The organism is Brachybacterium vulturis (assembly GCF_002407185.1).
Classification (GTDB): domain Bacteria; phylum Actinomycetota; class Actinomycetes; order Actinomycetales; family Dermabacteraceae; genus Brachybacterium; species Brachybacterium vulturis.
In genome coordinates, this window is the sequence record NZ_CP023563.1 from 2,102,366 (window position 1) to 2,121,225 (window position 18,860).

Consider the following 18,860-nt stretch of genomic DNA (forward strand, 5'->3'; position numbering starts at 1 on the left):
AAGCGGGACAGCAGCTCCCCAGCCTGACGATAGGTATCCAGAACGTCCTGCGCCGCGTGACCTTCCACCAGCGCGCCGGGGAGGAACTCGGTCACCAGCAGTGGTCCTGCACCAGCTCGGCGCCCGGCAGCCACCGGGCCAGCAGAGCCTGCTGGCGCTCGGTCAGTGCGGTCATTCCCATGGCGGGATCGTAGAGAAGCTGTCGTCGATCCGGCGCGGTCCCCGCCCTCGGGACCGGGGCGAACATCACGTTCCCCAGCCCTCGGCTCTGCGGCCCCGCTCCGTACACTGGACAGCCGGACCAGGAAAGGCGGACGGGGTGAAGGTGCTGGCAGCGATGAGCGGCGGGGTCGATTCCGCCGTTGCCGCGGCGCGTGCCGCCGAGGCCGGCCATGAGGTGGTCGGGGTGCACATGGCGCTGTCGAAGAACCGCGACCAGACCCGCACCGGGTCCCGCGGCTGCTGCACCGTCGAGGACGCCTCCGATGCTCGCCGTGCCGCCGAGAAGATCGGCATCCCGTACTACGTCTGGGACCTCTCCGACGACTTCCACGACCTGGTGGTCGAGGACTTCCTGTCCGAGTACGCCGCCGGTCGCACCCCGAACCCCTGCGTGCGCTGCAACGAGCGGATCAAGTTCGCCTCGCTCATGGAGCGCGCGACCCTGCTGGGCTTCGATGCCGTGTGCACCGGGCACTACGCCGCGATCCGCACCGACGGCCCGGACGGCGCCCCCTCCCTGCATCGCTCGCGCAATATGGCCAAGGACCAGTCCTATGTGCTCGCCGTGATGGGACCGGAGGCCGTGGGCCGCTCCCTGTTCCCGCTGGGGGAGTTCGAGACCAAGGAGGAGGTGCGCGCCGAGGCGCGCTCCCGCGGTCTCGGCGTCTCCACCAAGCCCGACAGCTACGACATCTGCTTCGTCGCCGACGGCGACACCCGCGGCTTCCTCGAGCGGAACCTCGGCGAGGCACCCGGCGAGGTCCTCGACGACGACGGGAACGTGCTCGGCACTCACCGCGGCACCCACGGCTTCACCATCGGCCAGCGCAAGGGCCTGGGGATCCAGCAGCCCGCCCCCGACGGCGCCCCCCGCTACGTCGTCGACATCGACCCCGCCTCCCGGCAGGTCGTGATCGGCGCCGCCGAACTGCTCTCCACCCGCGAGCTGCGCGCCACGGACGTGATCTCCTTCGAGCCCCTCGAAGCGGGCCGCCGGGTCCATGCCCAGATCCGTGCCCACGGCGAGGCCACCCCCGCCCGGATCCTCGAGGTCCCCACCGCCGGCTCCGCGCCCGGAGGAACCGATCCCGGCGAGTCCGCGCACAGCGCCGCCGGTGCCGTCCTGCGGGTCGAGCTCAGCACCCCGATCCGCGGGGTCGCCCCCGGCCAGACGCTCGTGCTCTACGACGCCGACCGGGTCCTCGCCGCCGCCACCCTGGAGCGCCGCTCATGAAGCCACTGGTCACCCTCACCGGCGACGGCACCTTCCGGGCCCCCACGCCCGAGGAGGCGCTGCGCCGCGAGCTGCCCGATGATCCGTACCTCGCCGCCCTGCTGCGGGTGCGGGCCCTGCTGGGCGATGATCTCGAGGAGCAGATCGCCACCCGGCTGTACCTGCCCTCGGCCCTGGGCATGGACGAGACCGACCACCTGCTGCCCGCGACCCTCGCTCTGCTCGCCGACACCACGGGCGACCTGGTCAGCTACGGCTGGCGACTGGGCACCGGCACCGGACAGGCATGGCGGCACGCCCGGGAGCTGCGCGAGCGGATGCTCGACGCCGCCCGGATCGCGCTGATGGGCTACCAGGGACCGCTGATGACCACCGCGCTGGGCCCGGCCACCCTCGCCGGGGCGACCTTCCTGCAGTCGGGGGAGCGCACCCTCGGCGATCCCGGTGCGGTCCGTGACCTGCCGATGCTGCTGGCCGAAGGCCTCGTCGAGCATCTCGGCGTGATGGCGGAGCGGGTGCCCGGCGCGCGTCAGCACGTGCTGCTGCGCGAGGACGCCGTGGCGGCGGTCCACGAGGGCCGCATCCCCACCCCGTCCGGACGTCGCCGCTACGACCCGGTCCCGGCCCCCGAGGTGGGGATGCTGTGGCGCATCCTGATGGTCGCCCTGGAGGACTACGGGCTGGGCCCCGAATCGGTCACCGTCGGGGTCGGCGCCGATCTGCGGCTGCTGCGCGCCGCCCGCGATGCCGGCATCCGCCGCCTGGCGATCGCCCCGCGCCGCCTGCCGCCGCTGTCCACCGACACCGGCCGCGCCCTCTGGGAGGGCATCGCCGAGGCCTGCGACGACGGTGCCGTGCTCGAGCTGGTCGTGGATCCCCGGCCGGGCGGCAACCTCGCGCCCGAGCTGGAGATGATGCTGGAGACCTGGCGCCGCCTCGGCCATTCCGATGCCGACGCCGCCGGGGTCGCGGTGATCGCCCACACCGGCGCCTCGCACGATCTCCACTCCGGCCGCGTCGACCCGTCCGCGCAGCCGAAGAACTCCACCCTGCTGGACGAGTCGGCGCTCGAGGCGCTGCTGCGGGTCGCACCCGCCTGGGCGGAGCGACTGGCTCCCTGAGCCGACGCCCGCCCGGCAGCCCGGAGACGGGCACCGCTCGCCCCGGTGCGTCACAATGATCCGGTGACCATGAACGAGCAGGGACCCCGCACAGCCGCCGCTTCCTCCCGGCAGGACGACACCGCGCAGCAGGACGACACCGCGCAGCAGCGCATCGCCGAGCTCACCGCGCAGATCGAGCAGGCCCGCGCCGACTATTACGAGCACGACGCGCCCACCATGGCCGATGCCGAGTACGACGCGCTGGAGAAGGAGCTGCGCGGCCTCGAGGAGGCCCATCCCCAGCTCGCGGCCGAGGACTCGCCCACCCGCACCGTCGGCGGCGCGGCCGCGGCGGGACTGCCCACGATCGAGCACGCCGAGCGCATGCAGAGCCTGGACAACGTCTTCTCCCTCGAGGAGCTGCGGGAGTGGTGCGCCCACGCCGCCGTGGAGCTCGGCGGGCAGGCGAGGTTCCTCACCGAGCTGAAGATCGACGGGCTCGCCATCAACCTCCGCTACGAGAACGGCGCGCTGGTCACCGCCGCGACCCGCGGCGACGGCCGCACCGGTGAGGACGTCACCGTCAACGCCCTGCGCCTGGACGGCATCCCGCAGCGCCTCACCGGCACCGGGCACCCGGCCCTGGTCGAGGTGCGCGGCGAGGTGTTCATGCCGACCGCGGACTTCGAGCGCCTCAACGAGTTCCAGGTGGAGCTGCGCGAGCGCGCCGTCGCCGAGTCCCGCACCCGCTGGGAGGCGCGGCAGGCGGCGGGCCGCCGGTCCTTCGACGAGCAGCGCGAGCAGCTCGCCGCGACGCGACGCTTCCCGACCTTCGCCAATCCCCGCAACACGGCCGCGGGCGGACTGCGCCAGCAGCTGGAGAAGAAGGAGGGTCTGGAGCGCGAGGCGGGGGAGGCGCGCCTGGCCTCGCTGCGCCTGACCGTGCACGGCCTCGGCGCCTGGCCGGACCCGCCGGTGGACTCCCAGAGCGAGATGTACGAGCTGCTGGCCTCCTGGGGGCTGCCCACCAGCGCCCACCTGGCCGTCGCCGACTCGATCGACGAGGTCACGGCCTATGTCGAGCACCACGGCGAGCACCGCCACGATCTCGAGCACGAGATCGACGGGATCGTGGTCAAGGTGGACTCCTTCGCCCAGCAGCGTGCGCTCGGCTCCACCTCCCGCGCCCCGCGCTGGGCGACCGCCGTGAAGTTCGCTCCCGAGGAGGTCACCACCACGCTCCTGGACATCCAGGTGCAGGTGGGCCGCACCGGCAGGGTCACCCCCTTCGGGATCATGGAGCCGGTGACCGTGGCCGGCTCCACGGTCGAGAAGGCGACGCTGCACAACCAGTTCGACGTGGAGCGCAAAGGAGTGCTGATCGGGGACACCATCGTGCTGCGCAAGGCCGGTGACGTGATCCCCGAGATCCTCGCCCCGGTCGAGTCGCTGCGCGACGGCAGCGAGCGTCCGTTCGTGATGCCCACCGCGTGCCCGGCCTGCGGCACCGAGATCCGCCCCGAGAAGGAGGGGGACAAGGACTGGCGCTGTCCCAATCAGCGAGGCTGTCCCGCCCAGGTCACCGGGCGGGTCGAGCATGCCGGGTCCCGCGGCGCCTTCGACATCGAATCGCTCGGTGAGGAGAGCGCCATCGCGCTGACCGATCCGGACAAGCGCCGTGGCGAGGCGCTCGCCGCGCTCTCCGCGGGCCACAGCATCCACCTGCCGATCCGGGTCGTCGCCGACACCGAGCTGGCGCAGTTCGTCGTGGTGAAGAACGGGGAGGTCACCGCCGGCACCGACGGTGTCCCGCTGCTGCGGATCACCGCGGCGGAGGATCCGCTGCTGCCGGGTGCGCAGCAGGGTGTGATCTCCACCGGCGCGGATCTCTTCGACCTCACCCCCGAGGCACTGCGGGATGTGGTCGTCTGGCAGCCCGAGCGGCGCGACGGCGTGCCGACGGGGGACTGGCGGATCCAGCCCGCATTCTGGTCGCGCCCGCAGTTCCGTCACTACAAGCGCGAGAGCGCATGGAAGCCGGTGAAGGAGCCGGTGGTGCTGAAGTCCACCGAGGTGCTGATGACGGAGCTCGAGAAGGCCAAGGACCAGCCGCTGTGGCGGGTGCTGGTGGCTCTCTCGATCCGCCACGTGGGCCCGGCCGCGGCCCGCTCGCTCGCCACGGCCTACGGCTCGATGGACGCGATCCGTGAGGCGAGCATCGAGCAGCTCACCGACACCGACGGCGTCGGCGGGATCATCGCCGAGGCCGTCGTCGAATGGTTCGCGGTCGACTGGCACCGCGAGCTGGTGGACGGCTGGGCCCGTTCGGGCGTGCGGATGGCCGAGGACGTCGCCGAGGGCTTCGTGAAGACCCTCGAGGGCCTGACGGTGGTGGTCACCGGCGGTCTGGAGGGCTTCACCCGGGACGGTGCCAAGGAGGCGATCATCACCCGCGGCGGCAGGTCCTCCGGCTCCGTCTCGAAGAAGACCGATGTCGTGGTGGTCGGCGAGAACGCCGGCTCGAAGGAGACCAAGGCCCGCGACCTGGGACTGCGGATCCTCGACGAAGCCGGGTTCGTGGCCCTGCTCGAGGGCGGCGCGGACGCGGTCGCGCTCGATCCGGCGGAGCGGACGGACCGGGACGAGCCGGGGCCGACGGCGGAGTGATGCGGCGGTGAGGCCCGCGGCGCGGTGCCCTCCCGGGCCCGGGCTCAGGCCTCCAGCGCCAGGGCGAGCGGGAGCACGGGACCGGCACCGGCCCGGCGCAGGGCGCGGGCCGCGACGGTCATGGTCCATCGCGTGGAGATGGTGTCGTCCACCAGCAGCAGCGGGGCGCCGTCGAGCCCCGCGAGCGACTGCTGCAGCTCGGCGGTGACCACGAAGCGGTCCCACAGGTCCGCGAGGCGGAAGGCACTGTTGCCGCCGGAGCGCAGGGGAGCGGCCTGCGGAGCCAGCCCGAGCCGACCGAGGTCCGTCAGCCGACCCACGGAGGCGATCCCGGCGGCGAGCGAGCCCACCAGCTGCGGCCGGGTCAGCGAGGGGACCGCGACGACGGCGGCGGGGCGCTGCTGCCAGTCCCAGGCGGCGAGCACCTCGACGATCCGCCGTCCCAGCACGTCCGGGACCTCGGAGTCGATCGGGCGGCCCTCCTCATCGGTGCGCAGCACCTGGCGCAGCACCCCCGCCCAGCCGAGGTCCGAGGTGCGGGCCAGCGCCCGGCCCTCCTCGGCCCGCAGGGTGGCGGGGAGGTTCCCCCGGGGGACGTTCCCGTTCTCATCGAGCACCCCCAGCCGGTCCAGGCCCTGGGGCCACTGCGCCCGCGGGGCCACCGGCACGCCCACCCGGTCCAGCACCGCGGAGACCCGCTGCGCGGCGGCGTCCTGCACTCCCTCGGCGTGTGCACCGAGCATGGGGTACCAGGGCCCGGCGCACACGTCGCAGCGGCCGCAGGGCGTCGCGGTGTCGTCATCGAGCTGGCGGGCGAGGAACATCATCCGGCACTGCTGAGGATCCCCGGGCTGCAGCCGCTCGTACTCGAGCATCGCCTGCTGCTCCTCCCGGCGGGCCCGGGCGACGTTCTCGTACCGCTGCCCGTCATAGGTCCACGGCGTCCCGGTCGCGATCCAGCCGCCCTTGACGTTCGCCGCCGCGCCGTCGACCGCGAGCACCTTCAGCAGCAGCTCGAGCGCGGTGCGGCGCACGTCCACCCGGGCCTCCAGCGCCGGGGTGGACAGCGGTCGGTCCGCGGAGGCGAGGGCGTCCAGCACGGCGCCGGCGCTGGCCTGCGAGGGCATGGAGGCGGTCGCGAAGTACTCCCAGATCGCGCGGTCCTCCCGCCCCGGGAGCAGCAGCACCTCCGCGGTGTCGGTGGCGCGCCCGGCGCGCCCCACCTGCTGGTAGTAGGCCACCGGCGAGCTCGGCGCCCCCAGGTGGACCACGAAGCCCAGATCGGGTTTGTCGAAGCCCATGCCCAGCGCGCTGGTCGCGGCCAGTGCTTTGACCTCGTTGTCCTTCAGCGCCTGTTCGAGCTCGGCGCGCTCCTCGGCATCGGTGCGCCCGGTGTAGGCGCGCACGCGTCGCTCCGGGCGGTCCAGCAGGGCGGCGAGGTCCTCGGCGGCGGAGACGGTGAGGGTGTAGATGATGCCCGAGCCGGGCAGCGCATCCAGCTGCTCCACCAGGTAGGTCAGCCGTTCCCGGTCATCGGGCAGGGAGAGGCAGCCCAGCCGCAGCGAGTCCCTGGTCAGAGCGCCGCGCAGGGTGAGCACGGGTGAGGCGCCGTCGCCGTGGACCCCCAGCTGCTCGGCGACGTCCTCCACCACGCGGGAGTTCGCCGTCGCGGTGGTCGCCAGCACCGGCACCTCGGGGCCGAGCTCGGCGACCAGGTCCCGCAGCCGGCGGTAGTCGGGACGGAAGTCGTGGCCCCAGTCGGAGATGCAGTGGGCCTCATCGATCACCAGCAGCCCGCAGCGCTGCACCAGGCGCGGCAGCTGCTCCTGGCGGAACCGAGGATTGACCAGCCGCTCGGGGGAGACCAGCAGCACGTCGATCTCGTCGCCGTCCAGCGCCTGCTCGATCCGGGCCCACTCGGTGGGATTCGCCGAGCTGATCGCCTCGGCCCGCACCCCGGCGCGTCGCGCGGCCGCCACCTGATCGCGCATCAGCGCGATCAGCGGGGAGATGATCAGCGCCGGTCCCGAGCCGCGACGTCGCTGCAGCAGAGCGGCCAGGAAGTACACCGCGGACTTGCCCCAGCCGGTGCGCTGGACCACCAGCACACGGCGACGCTGCTCGACCAGCGCCGCGATCGCCTCGAACTGGCCGGCGTGGAAGGTCGCCTCGGCGCGGCCGGTCAGGGCACGCAGCGCCTCGAGCGCCTCGTCCTGCAGAGTGGGGGAGGTGGAGTCCATGCCCCCAGTGTGGCAAGCCGGGCCGACGTCCGGGCGCGCGGGGCCTGGGACCCGCTCCGGGGTCAGGACTGCGAGGGCGCCTCGTCCGCGCTCTCCGCGCTCCGCGCACCCTCGCTCGCGAGGCGGCGCAGCCGCTCCGAGGTCGACTCGTCGTCGTGCAGCGGATCCTCCTTGGTGGCCAGCGCCCGGCGCATCCGCGCCTCGAGCTCCTGGGCCTCGCGGAGCGCGGGATCCTCCGACTGCGGCTCCCCGTCCTGCGGGTCGTGGGCGTGATAGTCGATGTTCGGGTCGACGGACATGTCGAGGTCCCTCCGTGGTCGTTGAGGACATCGATTCTAGCGAGATCGACCGGCGAGCACACTCCTGCCCTCGGTAGGCTCACCCGGGTGAACCGCCGCTCCCGCCGCCCCACCTCAGCCCCCGACCTGCGCCCCCTGACCGGCACCCGCCTCGCAGAGGCGCTGATCGCCGGCTGGCAGCCGCTGCAGCGTCTCGACACCGAGGGGTTCGCGATGCTGCGCTCGCGCGGGATCACCCGCCGGGCCCACAGCATCCTCGCGCTCGAGCCGCCCACCGCCGCGGAGGAGCTCGCCGCCGCCCTCGCCCGGGTGGAGTCGCTGGTCGCGATGGCGGGGGAGACCCCGACGCACCGCATCCTCGAGGGCATCACCCCGCCCGCCCTGGAGACGCTGCTCGCCGAGCGCGGTGACGCGAGAACCGGCGCCAGCGAGATCCTCGAGCTGCCGCTGACCGGGACCCTGCCCCGGCCCCACCCGTCGGCCGTGATCTCCACCGGCGCCCTGGACGAGGAATGGTTCGAGGCGGCCTGGCGCCTGGCCCCTCGCGAGGGCGAGCACTCCCGGGAGACGCTGCACGACATCCTCGCCGGCACACCCGCGATCCAGGTCCGCCTCCCCGCCGGTGAGACGGCGGACGCCGCCGTCGGCCGCGCCGCCCTGGTCAGTGCGGGCAAGGAGACCCTGGTGGTGATGAACATGATCGCTGTGGACCCCACCGAGCGTCGTCGCGGGCTCGGCCGGTCCCTGTCCACCACCCTGCTCGCGCTCGCCGCCGTCCAGGGCGCGCGCCGCGCACTGCTCGAGGTCGAGGTCGAGAACACCCCCGCACGCACCCTCTATCGGAGCCTCGGCTTCCGCCGCATCGGCGGCTACCACTACCGGGTGCACACCGCGCCCGCTTCCGCGGCCTAGAATGACCCTCATGCCTTCGATCGGACGAGATGACGTCGCACGCCTCGCCGACCTCGCACGGATCCAGCTCACCGATGAGGAGATCGACCGCTTCGCCGGCGAGTTCGACTCCATCATGGACGCTGTCGCCTCCGTCTCCGAGGTCGCCTCCGAGGATGTTCCCGCGACGTCCCACCCCATTGCCATGACCAACGTCTTCCGCGAGGACGTCGTCGAGACCACGCTGACCCAGGAGCAGGCGCTCGCCGGCGCTCCTGAGGCGCAGGACGGCCGCTTCGCCGTCCCGCAGATCCTCGGGGAGGAGTGACCTGATGGACCACGCACCGCAGAACGACATCATCCGCACCAGCGCCGCCGCCCAGGCCGCCGCGCTGCGTGCCGGGGAGACCTCCTCCGAGGAGCTCACCCGCGCCCATCTGGACCGGATCGCGGCCGTCGACGGCGACCTGAACGCCTTCCTCCACGTCGATACCGACGCGGCCCTCGCCACCGCACAGGACATCGACTCCCGCCGCGCCGCCGGTGAGGAGCTGCACGCCCTCGCCGGCGTGCCCATCGCCGTCAAGGACATCGTGGTCACCGAGGGCCAGCCCACCACCGCGGGCTCGAAGATGCTCGAGGGATGGATCCCGCCCTACGACGCGACCCTGGTGCAGAAGCTCCGGGCCGCGGGCCTGCCGATCCTCGGCAAGACCAACATGGACGAGTTCGCGATGGGCTCCTCGACCGAGTCCAGCGCCTACGGCCCCACCCGCAACCCCTGGGACCGCGACCGGATCCCCGGCGGCTCGGGCGGCGGCTCCGCCGCGGCCGTCGGCTCCTTCGAGGCGCCGCTCGCGATCGGCACCGACACCGGCGGCTCGATCCGCCAGCCCGGCGCCGTCACCGGCACCGTCGGCGTGAAGCCCACCTACGGATCCGTCTCCCGCTACGGGCTGATCGCCATGGCCAGCTCGCTGGATCAGGCAGGCCCCGTCACCCGGACGGTCGAGGACTCCGCGATGCTGCACGAGCTCATCGCCGGCCACGACCCGCATGACTCGACCTCGCTGACCGACCCCGTCGGCGCCTTCACCCGGGCGGCCCGCGCCCAGGACGTCACGGGCCTGCGCGTGGGCGTCATCGAGGAGCTCGAGGGCGAGGGCTTCGCCCCCGAGGTCCGGGCCCGCTTCACCGAGTCGCTCGCCCAGCTCGAGCGCGCCGGCGCCGAGATCGTGCGCGTCTCCTGCCCGAACTTCACCTACGCGCTGGGCGCCTACTACCTGATCATGCCGTCGGAGGCCTCGAGCAACCTCGCGAAGTTCGACGGCATGCGCTTCGGCCTGCGCGTGGTCCCGGAGGATCACCCCACGGCGGAGAACGTCATGAAGGCCACCCGCGGCGCCGGCTTCGGCGACGAGGTCAAGCGCCGCATCCTGCTGGGCACCTACGCCCTCTCGGCCGGCTACTACGACGCCTACTACGGCAGTGCCCAGAAGGTCCGCACCCTGGTGCAGCGCGACTTCACCGCCGCCTTCGAGCAGGTCGACGTGCTCGCCTCGCCGACCGCGCCGACCGTCGCTTTCCGCCTCGGCGAGCAGGTCGACGATCCCACCGCGATGTACATGAACGACATCGCCACCATCCCCGCCAACCTCGCGGGCGTGCCGGGCATCTCGCTGCCCAGCGGCCTCGCCGAGGACGGCCTGCCCGCCGGCATCCAGTTCCTCGCCCCCGCCCGGGCCGACGAGCGGCTGTACCGGGTGGGCGGCGCCCTGGAGGCGCTGCTCGAAGACGCCTGGGGCGGACCGCTGCTGGCGAAGGCCCCCGAGCTCACCGGAGGAGCGCACTGATGACTGCCACGGACATCGACCTCGTCGACTACGAGGACGCGATCGACCGCTTTGACCCGGTGCTCGGCATCGAGGTGCACGTCGAGCTGGGCACCGCCACCAAGATGTTCGACGGCGCGCCGAACATCTTCGCCGCGGAGCCGAACACCGCGATCACGCCCACCTCGCTGGGTCTGCCCGGCTCGCTGCCGGTGGTCAACGGCAAGGCCGTCGAGTACGCGATCCGGATCGGCCTGGCGCTGAACTGCTCGATCGCCGAGACCTGCCGCTTCGCGCGCAAGCAGTACTTCTACCCGGACCTGACCAAGAACTTCCAGACCTCGCAGTACGACGAGCCCATCGCCTACGAGGGCTGGGTCGACGTCGAGCTGGAGGACGGGGAGATCATCCGGGTCGAGATCGAGCGTGCCCACATGGAGGAGGACGCCGGCAAGAACACCCACGTCGGCGGCGCCACCGGACGGATCCACGGCGCGACCCACTCCCAGGTCGACTACAACCGCGCCGGGGTGCCGCTGGTCGAGATCGTCACCAAGCCGATCCCGGACACCAAGGGGCGGGCCCCCGAGGTGGCCGCGGCCTATGTGCGCACCCTGCGCGACATCTTCCGGGCGCTGGACGTCTCCGAGGCGAAGATGGAGCGCGGCAACGTGCGCGCCGACATCAACGTCTCCCTGCGCGAGAACGCCCGCTCGCCGCTGGGGACCCGCACCGAGACCAAGAACGTGAACTCGTTCCGCTCGATCGAGCGCACCGTGCGCTTCGAGATCTCCCGCCAGGCGGGGGTGCTCGATGCCGGGCAGACGATCATCCAGGAGACCCGTCACTTCCACGAGGACACCGGCGGCACCTCCTCGGGCCGTCCGAAGTCCGACGCGGAGGACTACCGCTACTTCCCCGAGCCCGATCTGGTGCCGGTGGCCCCGAGCCGGGAGTGGGTCGAGGAGATCCGCGCCTCCCTGCCGGAGCTGCCCGCGGCCCGTCGTCGCCGGCTGCGGGGCGAGTGGGGCTTCAGCGATCTCGAGATGAGGGACGTCGTCAACGCCGACGCCCTCGACCTCATCGAGGCCACCGTCGCCGCCGGCGCCTCCGCTCAGAGCGCCCGCAAGTGGTGGATGGGCGAGCTGGCCCGCATCGCGAAGGACCGCGACACCGAGCTCACCGCGCTCGCGGTCACACCCGCCCAGGTCGCCGAGCTGCAGGGCCTGGTGGACGGCACGCAGATCAACGACAAGATCGCCAAGCAGGTGCTGACCAAGATCCTCGACGGCGGCGGAGATCCCACCGCGATCGTCGAGTCCGAGGGGCTCGCAGTGGTCTCCGACGACTCGGTGCTCACCGGTGCCGTCGACCAGGCGATCGCCGACAACCCCGACGTGGTCGCCAAGATCCAGGGCGGCAAGGTCCAGGCCATCGGCGCCCTCATCGGCCCGATCATGAAGGCCACCCGCGGGCAGGCCGACGCCGGCCGGGTGCGCGAGATCATCATGGACAAGCTCGGCGTGAGCTGAGCCCGGGCGGAGAGATCGCACGCCACCGGAGCACAGGAGCGCCCGGGTGCAGCCTCACGAGGCGGCCCCGGGCGCTCCTGTCTTCGCAGATCTGCTCTGGCTGCCGCGTGATCCACGGACTCGGCGCAACCCGCGCTGTTCTCTGCGGGGCTAGTTCTCCAGGAGCCGCGCCGCCGCAGCGCGGGTGTCGCTCTCGGGAAGCGGGAGGTAGGAGACGACGTGCAGATCGGGGGCGTCCTGCGGCACGATGTTGACCTGCTCGAACACGAGCTTGCCCGCGGACGGGTGCAGGAACTCGCGGCGCCGTGACGCGAAGCGCTCCACCTCATGGGCGTCCCAGGCGCGGGAGAACTCCTCGCTCTCGGCGCGCAGATGCCCCACCAGGCGCACATGCTGCGGCCCGCCGGCGCGGCCGCCGGCCTCGGAACGGTACTCGGCCAGGAACTGCCTGCTGGTGTGCTCCCAGTCGGGGAGCATCGAGCGCACCCACGGGTCGGTGAAGATGAACTGCAGCAGGTTCCGCTGGCTCGCTGCCGCCTCCCGGACCGCGGGGAACAGTCCCTCGTAGGCGCGGTTCCAGGCAGCGATGTCCCAGTGCGGCGTGAGCGCGAAGGCCGGAGCGGGGTCGAGGGCGTCGAGCAGATGCTGCACGTGCGCGGGGACCGGCGCGGGCTCCGCGAGCACCGGGCGCGGAGGAGGGGTGAATCCTGCCAGGCCCAGCGCGTAGTCGTGCTCCGGCTCGGTCAGGCGCAGATTCACGGCGATCGCGTCGATCACCTGGCGCGAGGGATTGATGTCCCGACCCTGCTCGAGCCATGTGTACCAGGTGACGCTCACCCCGGAGAGGAAGGCGATCTCTTCTCGGCGGAGGCCTTCGGTGCGCTTGCGACCGAGCGGCGGGAGGTCGTAGTCGGCCCGCAGAGCTCCGTTGCGGCGTCGTCGCAGGAAGGTGCCGAGCTCGGTGCGGGGTCCGTCTGTCATGCTGCCTCTCCGCCGGGGGTCGTGGGCGCCGTGCGGTCCCGGCGTGAAAACTATCAGTTCCACCACTAGTAGTGACGGCGTCTTGGTGCCGGAGTGCGGAAGGTGGTCAGATATCCGTATGGTCCAGCTCCGCTCCCGCACCTCCACCCACGGCCGCAACATGGCAGGCGCCCGCGCCCTCTGGCGCGCCACCGGCATGAAGAGCGGCGACTTCGGGAAACCGATCATCGCGATCGCGAACTCGTACACCCAGTTCGTGCCCGGCCACGTCCACCTCAAGAACATGGGGGACCTGGTCGCCGGCGCGATCGCGGAGGCCGGCGGAGTCTCCAAGGAGTTCAACACCATCGCCGTGGATGACGGCATCGCGATGGGCCACGGCGGGATGCTCTACTCGCTGCCCAGCCGCGACCTCATCGCCGACTCGATCGAGTACATGGTCAATGCCCACACCGCGGACGCGCTGGTGTGCATCTCCAACTGCGACAAGATCACCCCCGGGCACATGATGGCCGCGATGCGCCTGAACATCCCCGTCGTCTTCGTCTCGGGAGGCCCCTCGGAGTCCGGCAAACCGATCGAGGGCGTCACCGAGCACCGCATCGACCTGGTCGATGCCATGGCGCTCAGCGCAGACGACTCGATCACCGACGCGCAGCTCGCCGAGGTCGAGGAGAACGCCTGCCCCACCTGCGGCTCCTGCTCGGGGATGTTCACCGCGAACTCGATGAACTGCCTCACCGAGGTGCTGGGCCTGTCCCTGCCGGGCAACGGCACCACGCTGGCCACCCACGCCTTCCGCAAGGAGCTCTTCCTCGAGGCCGGGCGGACGATCGTCGAGCTCGCGAAGCGCTACTACGAGGACGAGGACGAGTCGGTGCTGCCGCGCTCGATCGCCACCCGGGCCGCCTTCGGGAACGCCATGGCGATGGACGTGGCGATGGGCGGCTCGACCAACACCATCCTGCACATCCTCGCCGTCGCGATCGAGGGCGGGGTCGACTTCACCCTGGATGACATCGATCGCATCTCACGACTGGTGCCCACCCTGTCCAAGGTCGCCCCCAACGGCACCGCACACGTCGAGGACGTCCACCGCGCCGGCGGCATCCCCGCGATCCTCGGTGAGCTGGACCGCGCCGGCCTGCTGGACCACACCATCCACACCGTGCACTCCCCGGACCTGTCCAGCTGGCTCGCCGAGTGGGACATCCGCGGCGGCACGGCCTCGAAGAAGGCCGAGGCCCTGTTCCATGCCGCGCCCGGAGGGGTGCGCACCACCCAGGCCTTCTCCACCACGAACACCTGGGACGAGCTGGACACCGACGGCGAGGAGGGGGTGGTCCGCTCCGTCCCGCACGCCTACACCAAGGACGGCGGGCTCGCGGTGCTGAAGGGCAACCTGGCCCGGGACGGCGCCGTCTTCAAGACGGCGGGGATCACCGAGGACCTCTTCCACTTCGAGGGCACCGCAGTGGTCTGCGACTCCCAGGAGGAGGCGGTCCAGAAGATCCTGGACAAGACCGTGAAGGCCGGGGACGTGGTGGTGATCCGCTTCGAGGGCCCCCAGGGCGGTCCCGGCATGCAGGAGATGCTCTACCCCACCTCCTTCCTCAAGGGCCGCGGGCTGGGCAGGACCTGCGCGCTGATCACCGATGGCCGCTTCTCGGGCGGCACCAGCGGCGTCTCCATCGGCCACATCTCCCCGGAGGCCGCCGAGGGCGGGCTGATCGGCCTGATCGAGGACGGCGACCGCATCATCATGGATGTCGACAAGCGCCTGCTCGAGCTCGACGTGCCCGAGGCGGAGATCGAGCGCCGGCGCGCGGCGAAGGGCCCGCTGCCCTGGCGCCCCGCGCATCGCGAGCGCCAGGTCTCCCAGGCCCTGAAGGTCTACGCGCACCTGGTGCGCTCGGCCACCTACGGCGCCACCCGTCGGCCGCTGGACTGACGATGACCGCCGGCCCGCACCGCGGCGCCCGTCCCTTCCGCGGACCGGGCGCCGCGGCATGCCCGCGGTCGACGACGTCCGCATGGTGGACTCGACGGGCGTTCGTGCAGGGGCGGGCTATGGTGAGGTCATGCACACGACGATTCTCGTAGTTCCCGAGCGCGGCTGACGCCCGTTCGTTCCACGAGCACGTCACCCGCGCCCCTCCCTGAGCCCCAGGCGGAGGGGCTTTTTCGTGCCCCGGCCGGGTCACGGGAGGCAGGGGAGGGGAAGACCCGCAGTGCACCGCCATGACCACCGTCCGAGACGACGAAGGAGTTCCGATGAACGGACAGCAGATGACCGGCGCCAAAGCGCTGGTCGAGTCCCTCAAGCACGCCGGGGCCGAGGTCGTCTTCGGCCTCCCCGGCGGTGCGATCCTGCCCACCTACGACCCGCTGATGGACGCCGAGGGCCTGCGCCACGTGCTGGTCCGCCATGAGCAGGGCGCTGGCCACGCCGCCAGCGGCTACGCCCACGCGACCGGGAAGGTCGGCGTGTGCCTGGCCACCTCCGGGCCCGGCGCCACCAACCTCATCACCGCCATCGCGGACGCCCAGATGGACTCGATCCCGATGGTCGCGATCACCGGCCAGGTCGGCTCGGCCTTCATCGGCACCGACGCCTTCCAGGAGGCGGACATCGTCGGCATGACCATGCCGATCACCAAGCACAACTTCCTGGTCAAGAACGCCGACGACATCCCCCTGGTGATCAAGCAGGCCTTCCACATCGCCTCGACGGGTCGGCCCGGCGTCGTGCTGGTGGACGTCACCAAGGATGCCCAGCAGGCGATGACCGATTTCGTGTGGCCCGAGGGTCTGGGGCTGCCCGGCTACCGCCCGACCCCTCGTCCGCACAGCAAGCAGATCCGCGAGGCGGTCTCGCTGCTGCTGGAGGCCAAGCGCCCCGTCTTCCTGCTCGGCGGCGGCGTGCTGCGCGGCCGGGCCACCGAAGAGGTCGGTGAGCTCATCGAGGTCTCCGGCGTGCCCTTCGTGACCACCTTGATGGCGCGCGGCGCACTGCCCGACTCCCACCCCAGCCATCTGGGCATGCCGGGCATGCACGGCACGGTCTCCGCGGTCTCGGCGCTGCAGCGCTCGGACCTGATCGTCAACATCGGGGCGCGTTTCGACGATCGCGTCACCGGGGTCCTGGAGTCCTTCGCCCCGTCGGCGAAGATCGTCCACGCGGACATCGATCCGGCGGAGATCTCGAAGAACCGCACCGCGGACGTCCCGATCGTGGGCGAGGCCGCCGAGATCGCCCGGGCGCTGACCGCGCAGCTGCGCGAGCGTCTCGCCGTCGCGGACACCCGGGACTACGACACCTGGTGGAACACCCTGAAGATGCTCCGGGACAACTACCCGCTGGGCTGGACCGAGACCGAGGACGGCTTCACCGCCCCGCAGAAGGTGATCTCCCGGATCGGCGAGATCTCCGGCCCGGACTCGATCTTCGTGGCCGGCGTGGGACAGCACCAGATGTGGTCCGCCCAGTTCATCAAGTACGAGAACCCGTACACCTGGCTGAACTCCGGAGGCCTGGGCACCATGGGCTATTCGGTGCCGGCGGCGATGGGCGCGAAGGTCGGCCAGCCGGACAAGGTGGTGTGGTCCATCGATGGCGACGGCTGCTTCCAGATGACCAACCAGGAGCTCGCGACCTGCGTCATCAACGACATCCCGATCAAGGTCGCGATCATCAACAACTCCAGCCTCGGCATGGTGCGCCAGTGGCAGAACCTGTTCTACGACCAGCGCTACTCCAACACAGATCTGGACACCGGGCACGGCTCCCGGCGCATCCCGGACTTCCTCAAGCTCGCCGATGCCTACGGCTGTGCGGGGCTGCGCTGCGAGCGCGATGAGGACATCGACGCGACCATCGCCCAGGCGATGGAGATCAACGACCGCCCCGTGGTGGTGGACTTCACCGTCAGCGCCGACGCGATGGTCTGGCCGATGGTGCCGTCCGGCGTCTCCAACGACGAGATCCAGATCGCGCAGGGAATGAGCCCCGAGTGGGAGAGGGACATCTGATCATGACCACGAACGTGACCGACCAGAACGCAGCACAGACCTCAGCGGCGACGAGCACCACGGACTACGTGATGACCCCCGACAGCCAGACCCTCTCGGTCCTGGTGGAGAACAAGCCCGGTGCGCTCACCCGCGTCACCGCGCTGTTCTCCCGCCGCGGCTACAACATCTCCTCGCTCGCCGTCGGACCGACCGAGCATCCGGAGATCTCCCGCATCACGGTGGTCGTCGACGTCGAGCAGCACCGGCTCGAGCAGATCACCAAGCAGCTCAACAAGCTGGTGAACGTGCTCAAGATCGTCCAGCTCGACGCCCGCTCCACCGTGCAGCGCGAGCTCATCCTGATCAAGGTCACCGCCGACAACGCGACGCGGACCTCGGTGCTGGAGATCGTGCAGATGTTCCGGGCCAAGGTGGTCGATGCGGCCGCCGACTCGGTGACCGTCGAGGCCACCGGCACCCAGGACAAGCTCACCGCGCTGCTGGGGATGCTCGAGGCCTTCGGCATCCGCGAGATCGTGAAGTCCGGCGAGGTCGCCATCGGCCGCGGCGGCCGCGCGATCACCGATCGCAGCCTGCTGAACTGACTCTCCCCGACGCGGGTCTTCACAGATGAGACGGCCGCTCACCATTCAAGACACACGGCGATAGGATCGACCTATCGCCCGTACCCCATCACGAAGGAGCACAACGTGGCTGAGATCTACTACGACGACAATGCCGACCTGTCCATCATCCAGGGCAAGAAGGTCGCCGTCGTCGGCTTCGGCTCCCAGGGCCACGCCCACGCGCTGAACCTGCGCGACAGCGGTGTCGAGGTCCGCGTGGGCCTGCGCGAGGGCTCGAAGTCCGCCGCCAAGGCCCAGGAGGAGGGCCTGACCGTCGGCACCGTGGCGGAGGTCGCCGAGTGGGCGGACCTGATCATGATCCTCACCCCCGACCAGGATCAGCGGAAGGTCTTCGCCGAGTCCATCCAGCCGCACCTGAGCGAGGGCAAGGCGCTCGCCTTCGCCCACGGCTTCAACATCCGCTTCGGCTACATCGCGGTCCCCGAGGGCATCGATGTGCTGCTGATCGCTCCGAAGGCCCCCGGCCACACGGTGCGCCGCGAGTTCGTGGGCGGCCGCGGCATCCCGGACATCGTCGCCGTCGAGCAGGACGCCACCGGCTCCGCCTGGGACCTGGCGCTCTCCTACGCCAAGGGCATCGGCGGCACGCGCGCCGGCGTCATCAGGACCACCTTCACCGAGGAGACCGAGACCGACCTGTTCGGTGAGCAGGCCGTGCTCTGTGGCGGCATGAGCCACCTGGTCCAGGCCGGTTTCGAGACCCTCTCCGAGGCGGGCTACCAGCCGGAGATCGCCTACTTCGAGGTGCTCCACGAGCTCAAGCTGATCGTCGACCTGATGTTCGAGGGCGGCATCGCCAAGCAGCGCTGGTCGATCTCCGACACCGCCGAGTACGGCGACTACGTCTCCGGTCCCCGGGTCGTGACCGCCGAGACCAAGAAGGCCATGAAGGACGTCCTCGCGGACATCCAGAGCGGCGCCTTCGCCCAGCGCTTCATCGAGGACCAGGACGCCGGCGCGCCCGAGTTCACGAAGCTGCGCGAGGAGGAGTCCACGCACCAGATCGAGACCGTCGGCCGCGACCTGCGCAAGATGTTCTCCTGGAGCGCCCAGGCGGTCGACTCCGATTACGTCGAGGGCAGCGCCGCGCGCTGAGCGACCCCTCTCCCACAGCGGCGGGTGCACCGGGACCTGGTGCACCCGCCGTCGTGCGTCTCGCATCCTGACTGGACTGACCGCATGGCGGACAGCGGTTTAA

14 protein-coding genes are annotated in these 18,860 nt (G+C 71.3%); 11 read left to right on the forward strand and 3 right to left on the reverse strand.

Annotated elements, in window-relative coordinates; translation table 11 throughout:
* Positions 1-319 precede the first annotated feature (319 nt).
* From mnmA to CFK38_RS09440, 3 genes are all read left to right on the forward strand, one after another.
* Positions 320-1,456, forward strand: a complete 1,137-nt coding sequence (gene mnmA, locus CFK38_RS09430) for a tRNA 2-thiouridine(34) synthase MnmA (protein WP_096802839.1) — start codon at positions 320-322, stop codon at positions 1,454-1,456.
* The gene (locus tag CFK38_RS09435) at positions 1,453-2,577 is read left to right on the forward strand and encodes a hypothetical protein (protein ID WP_096802840.1); all 1,125 of its coding nucleotides are present in this window, start codon (positions 1,453-1,455) and stop codon (positions 2,575-2,577) included. Before mnmA ends, CFK38_RS09435 begins: the two co-directional genes overlap by 4 nt.
* A gap of 69 nt (positions 2,578-2,646) precedes the next feature.
* Positions 2,647-5,226 carry an NAD-dependent DNA ligase LigA gene (locus CFK38_RS09440; RefSeq protein WP_157773570.1) on the forward strand — a complete coding sequence of 860 codons (2,580 nt, stop codon included), beginning with the start codon at positions 2,647-2,649 and terminating at the stop codon, positions 5,224-5,226.
* 44 nt (positions 5,227-5,270) lie between these two features.
* Here CFK38_RS09440 and CFK38_RS09445 read toward each other — a convergent pair whose 3' ends face one another.
* Together CFK38_RS09445 and CFK38_RS09450 are read right to left on the reverse strand one after the other, a co-directional pair.
* Positions 5,271-7,466, reverse strand: coding sequence for a RecQ family ATP-dependent DNA helicase (locus CFK38_RS09445; RefSeq protein WP_096802842.1), 2,196 nt, complete (start codon positions 7,464-7,466; stop codon positions 5,271-5,273).
* Between the two features lie 62 nt (positions 7,467-7,528).
* Positions 7,529-7,765: a hypothetical protein gene (locus CFK38_RS09450; RefSeq protein ID WP_096802843.1), complete on the reverse strand. Its 237-nt coding sequence runs from the start codon at positions 7,763-7,765 to the stop codon at positions 7,529-7,531.
* Between the two features lie 87 nt (positions 7,766-7,852).
* Here CFK38_RS09450 and CFK38_RS09455 point away from each other — a divergent pair, with 87 nt between their 5' ends.
* The 4 genes from CFK38_RS09455 to gatB are packed head-to-tail and all read left to right on the forward strand — an operon-like array spanning position 7,853 to position 12,020.
* The gene (locus CFK38_RS09455; protein WP_096802844.1) at positions 7,853-8,677 is read left to right on the forward strand and encodes a GNAT family N-acetyltransferase; all 825 of its coding nucleotides are present in this window, start codon (positions 7,853-7,855) and stop codon (positions 8,675-8,677) included.
* Between the two features lie 10 nt (positions 8,678-8,687).
* Complete coding sequence (gene gatC / locus CFK38_RS09460) at positions 8,688-8,984, forward strand: Asp-tRNA(Asn)/Glu-tRNA(Gln) amidotransferase subunit GatC (RefSeq protein WP_096802845.1); 297 nt, start codon at positions 8,688-8,690, stop codon at positions 8,982-8,984.
* Between the two features lie 4 nt (positions 8,985-8,988).
* Positions 8,989-10,509: an Asp-tRNA(Asn)/Glu-tRNA(Gln) amidotransferase subunit GatA gene (gene gatA / locus CFK38_RS09465; RefSeq protein ID WP_096802846.1), complete on the forward strand. Its 1,521-nt coding sequence runs from the start codon at positions 8,989-8,991 to the stop codon at positions 10,507-10,509.
* A complete protein-coding gene (gene gatB / locus CFK38_RS09470; RefSeq protein ID WP_096802847.1) occupies positions 10,509-12,020 on the forward strand; it encodes an Asp-tRNA(Asn)/Glu-tRNA(Gln) amidotransferase subunit GatB in 1,512 nt (503 codons plus the stop codon). The genes gatA and gatB overlap by 1 nt, the downstream gene beginning before the upstream one ends.
* A 150-nt stretch (positions 12,021-12,170) precedes the next feature.
* Here gatB and CFK38_RS09475 read toward each other — a convergent pair whose 3' ends face one another.
* Positions 12,171-13,001, reverse strand: a complete 831-nt coding sequence (locus CFK38_RS09475; RefSeq protein WP_096802848.1) for a helix-turn-helix transcriptional regulator — start codon at positions 12,999-13,001, stop codon at positions 12,171-12,173.
* A gap of 118 nt (positions 13,002-13,119) precedes the next feature.
* On the opposite strand from CFK38_RS09475, the gene ilvD reads away from it, so the two are divergent.
* From ilvD to ilvC, 4 genes are all read left to right on the forward strand, one after another.
* On the forward strand, positions 13,120-14,952 hold the full coding sequence (gene ilvD, locus CFK38_RS09480; protein WP_096802849.1) for a dihydroxy-acid dehydratase: 1,833 nt from the start codon (positions 13,120-13,122) through the stop codon (positions 14,950-14,952).
* Between the two features lie 323 nt (positions 14,953-15,275).
* Positions 15,276-17,033 carry an acetolactate synthase large subunit gene (locus CFK38_RS09485; RefSeq protein WP_096802850.1) on the forward strand — a complete coding sequence of 586 codons (1,758 nt, stop codon included), beginning with the start codon at positions 15,276-15,278 and terminating at the stop codon, positions 17,031-17,033.
* A gap of 71 nt (positions 17,034-17,104) precedes the next feature.
* Positions 17,105-17,620, forward strand: coding sequence for an acetolactate synthase small subunit (ilvN, locus tag CFK38_RS09490; protein WP_096804297.1), 516 nt, complete (start codon positions 17,105-17,107; stop codon positions 17,618-17,620).
* Between the two features lie 105 nt (positions 17,621-17,725).
* Entirely contained in the window at positions 17,726-18,757 is a 1,032-nt protein-coding gene (ilvC, locus tag CFK38_RS09495; protein WP_096802851.1) for a ketol-acid reductoisomerase, read from the forward strand.
* The last annotated feature ends 103 nt before the right edge of the window (positions 18,758-18,860 follow it).

Bases quoted from the DNA above. Each gene is read 5' to 3' on its own strand.
- gatA (WP_096802846.1), top strand. From the start codon at position 8,989: ATGGACCACGCACCGCAGAACGACATCATCCGCACCAGCGCCGCCGCC.
- gatB (WP_096802847.1), top strand. From the start codon at position 10,509: ATGACTGCCACGGACATCGACCTCGTCGACTACGAGGACGCGATCGAC.
- CFK38_RS09450 (WP_096802843.1), bottom strand. From the start codon at position 7,765: ATGTCCGTCGACCCGAACATCGACTATCACGCCCACGACCCGCAGGAC.
- CFK38_RS09485 (WP_096802850.1), top strand. From the start codon at position 15,276: ATGAACGGACAGCAGATGACCGGCGCCAAAGCGCTGGTCGAGTCCCTC.
- CFK38_RS09440 (WP_157773570.1), top strand. From the start codon at position 2,647: ATGAACGAGCAGGGACCCCGCACAGCCGCCGCTTCCTCCCGGCAGGAC.
- CFK38_RS09445 (WP_096802842.1), bottom strand. From the start codon at position 7,466: ATGGACTCCACCTCCCCCACTCTGCAGGACGAGGCGCTCGAGGCGCTG.
- gatC (WP_096802845.1), top strand. From the start codon at position 8,688: ATGCCTTCGATCGGACGAGATGACGTCGCACGCCTCGCCGACCTCGCA.
- CFK38_RS09435 (WP_096802840.1), top strand. From the start codon at position 1,453: ATGAAGCCACTGGTCACCCTCACCGGCGACGGCACCTTCCGGGCCCCC.
- ilvN (WP_096804297.1), top strand. From the start codon at position 17,105: ATGACCCCCGACAGCCAGACCCTCTCGGTCCTGGTGGAGAACAAGCCC.
- ilvD (WP_096802849.1), top strand. From the start codon at position 13,120: ATGGTCCAGCTCCGCTCCCGCACCTCCACCCACGGCCGCAACATGGCA.
- CFK38_RS09475 (WP_096802848.1), bottom strand. From the start codon at position 13,001: ATGACAGACGGACCCCGCACCGAGCTCGGCACCTTCCTGCGACGACGC.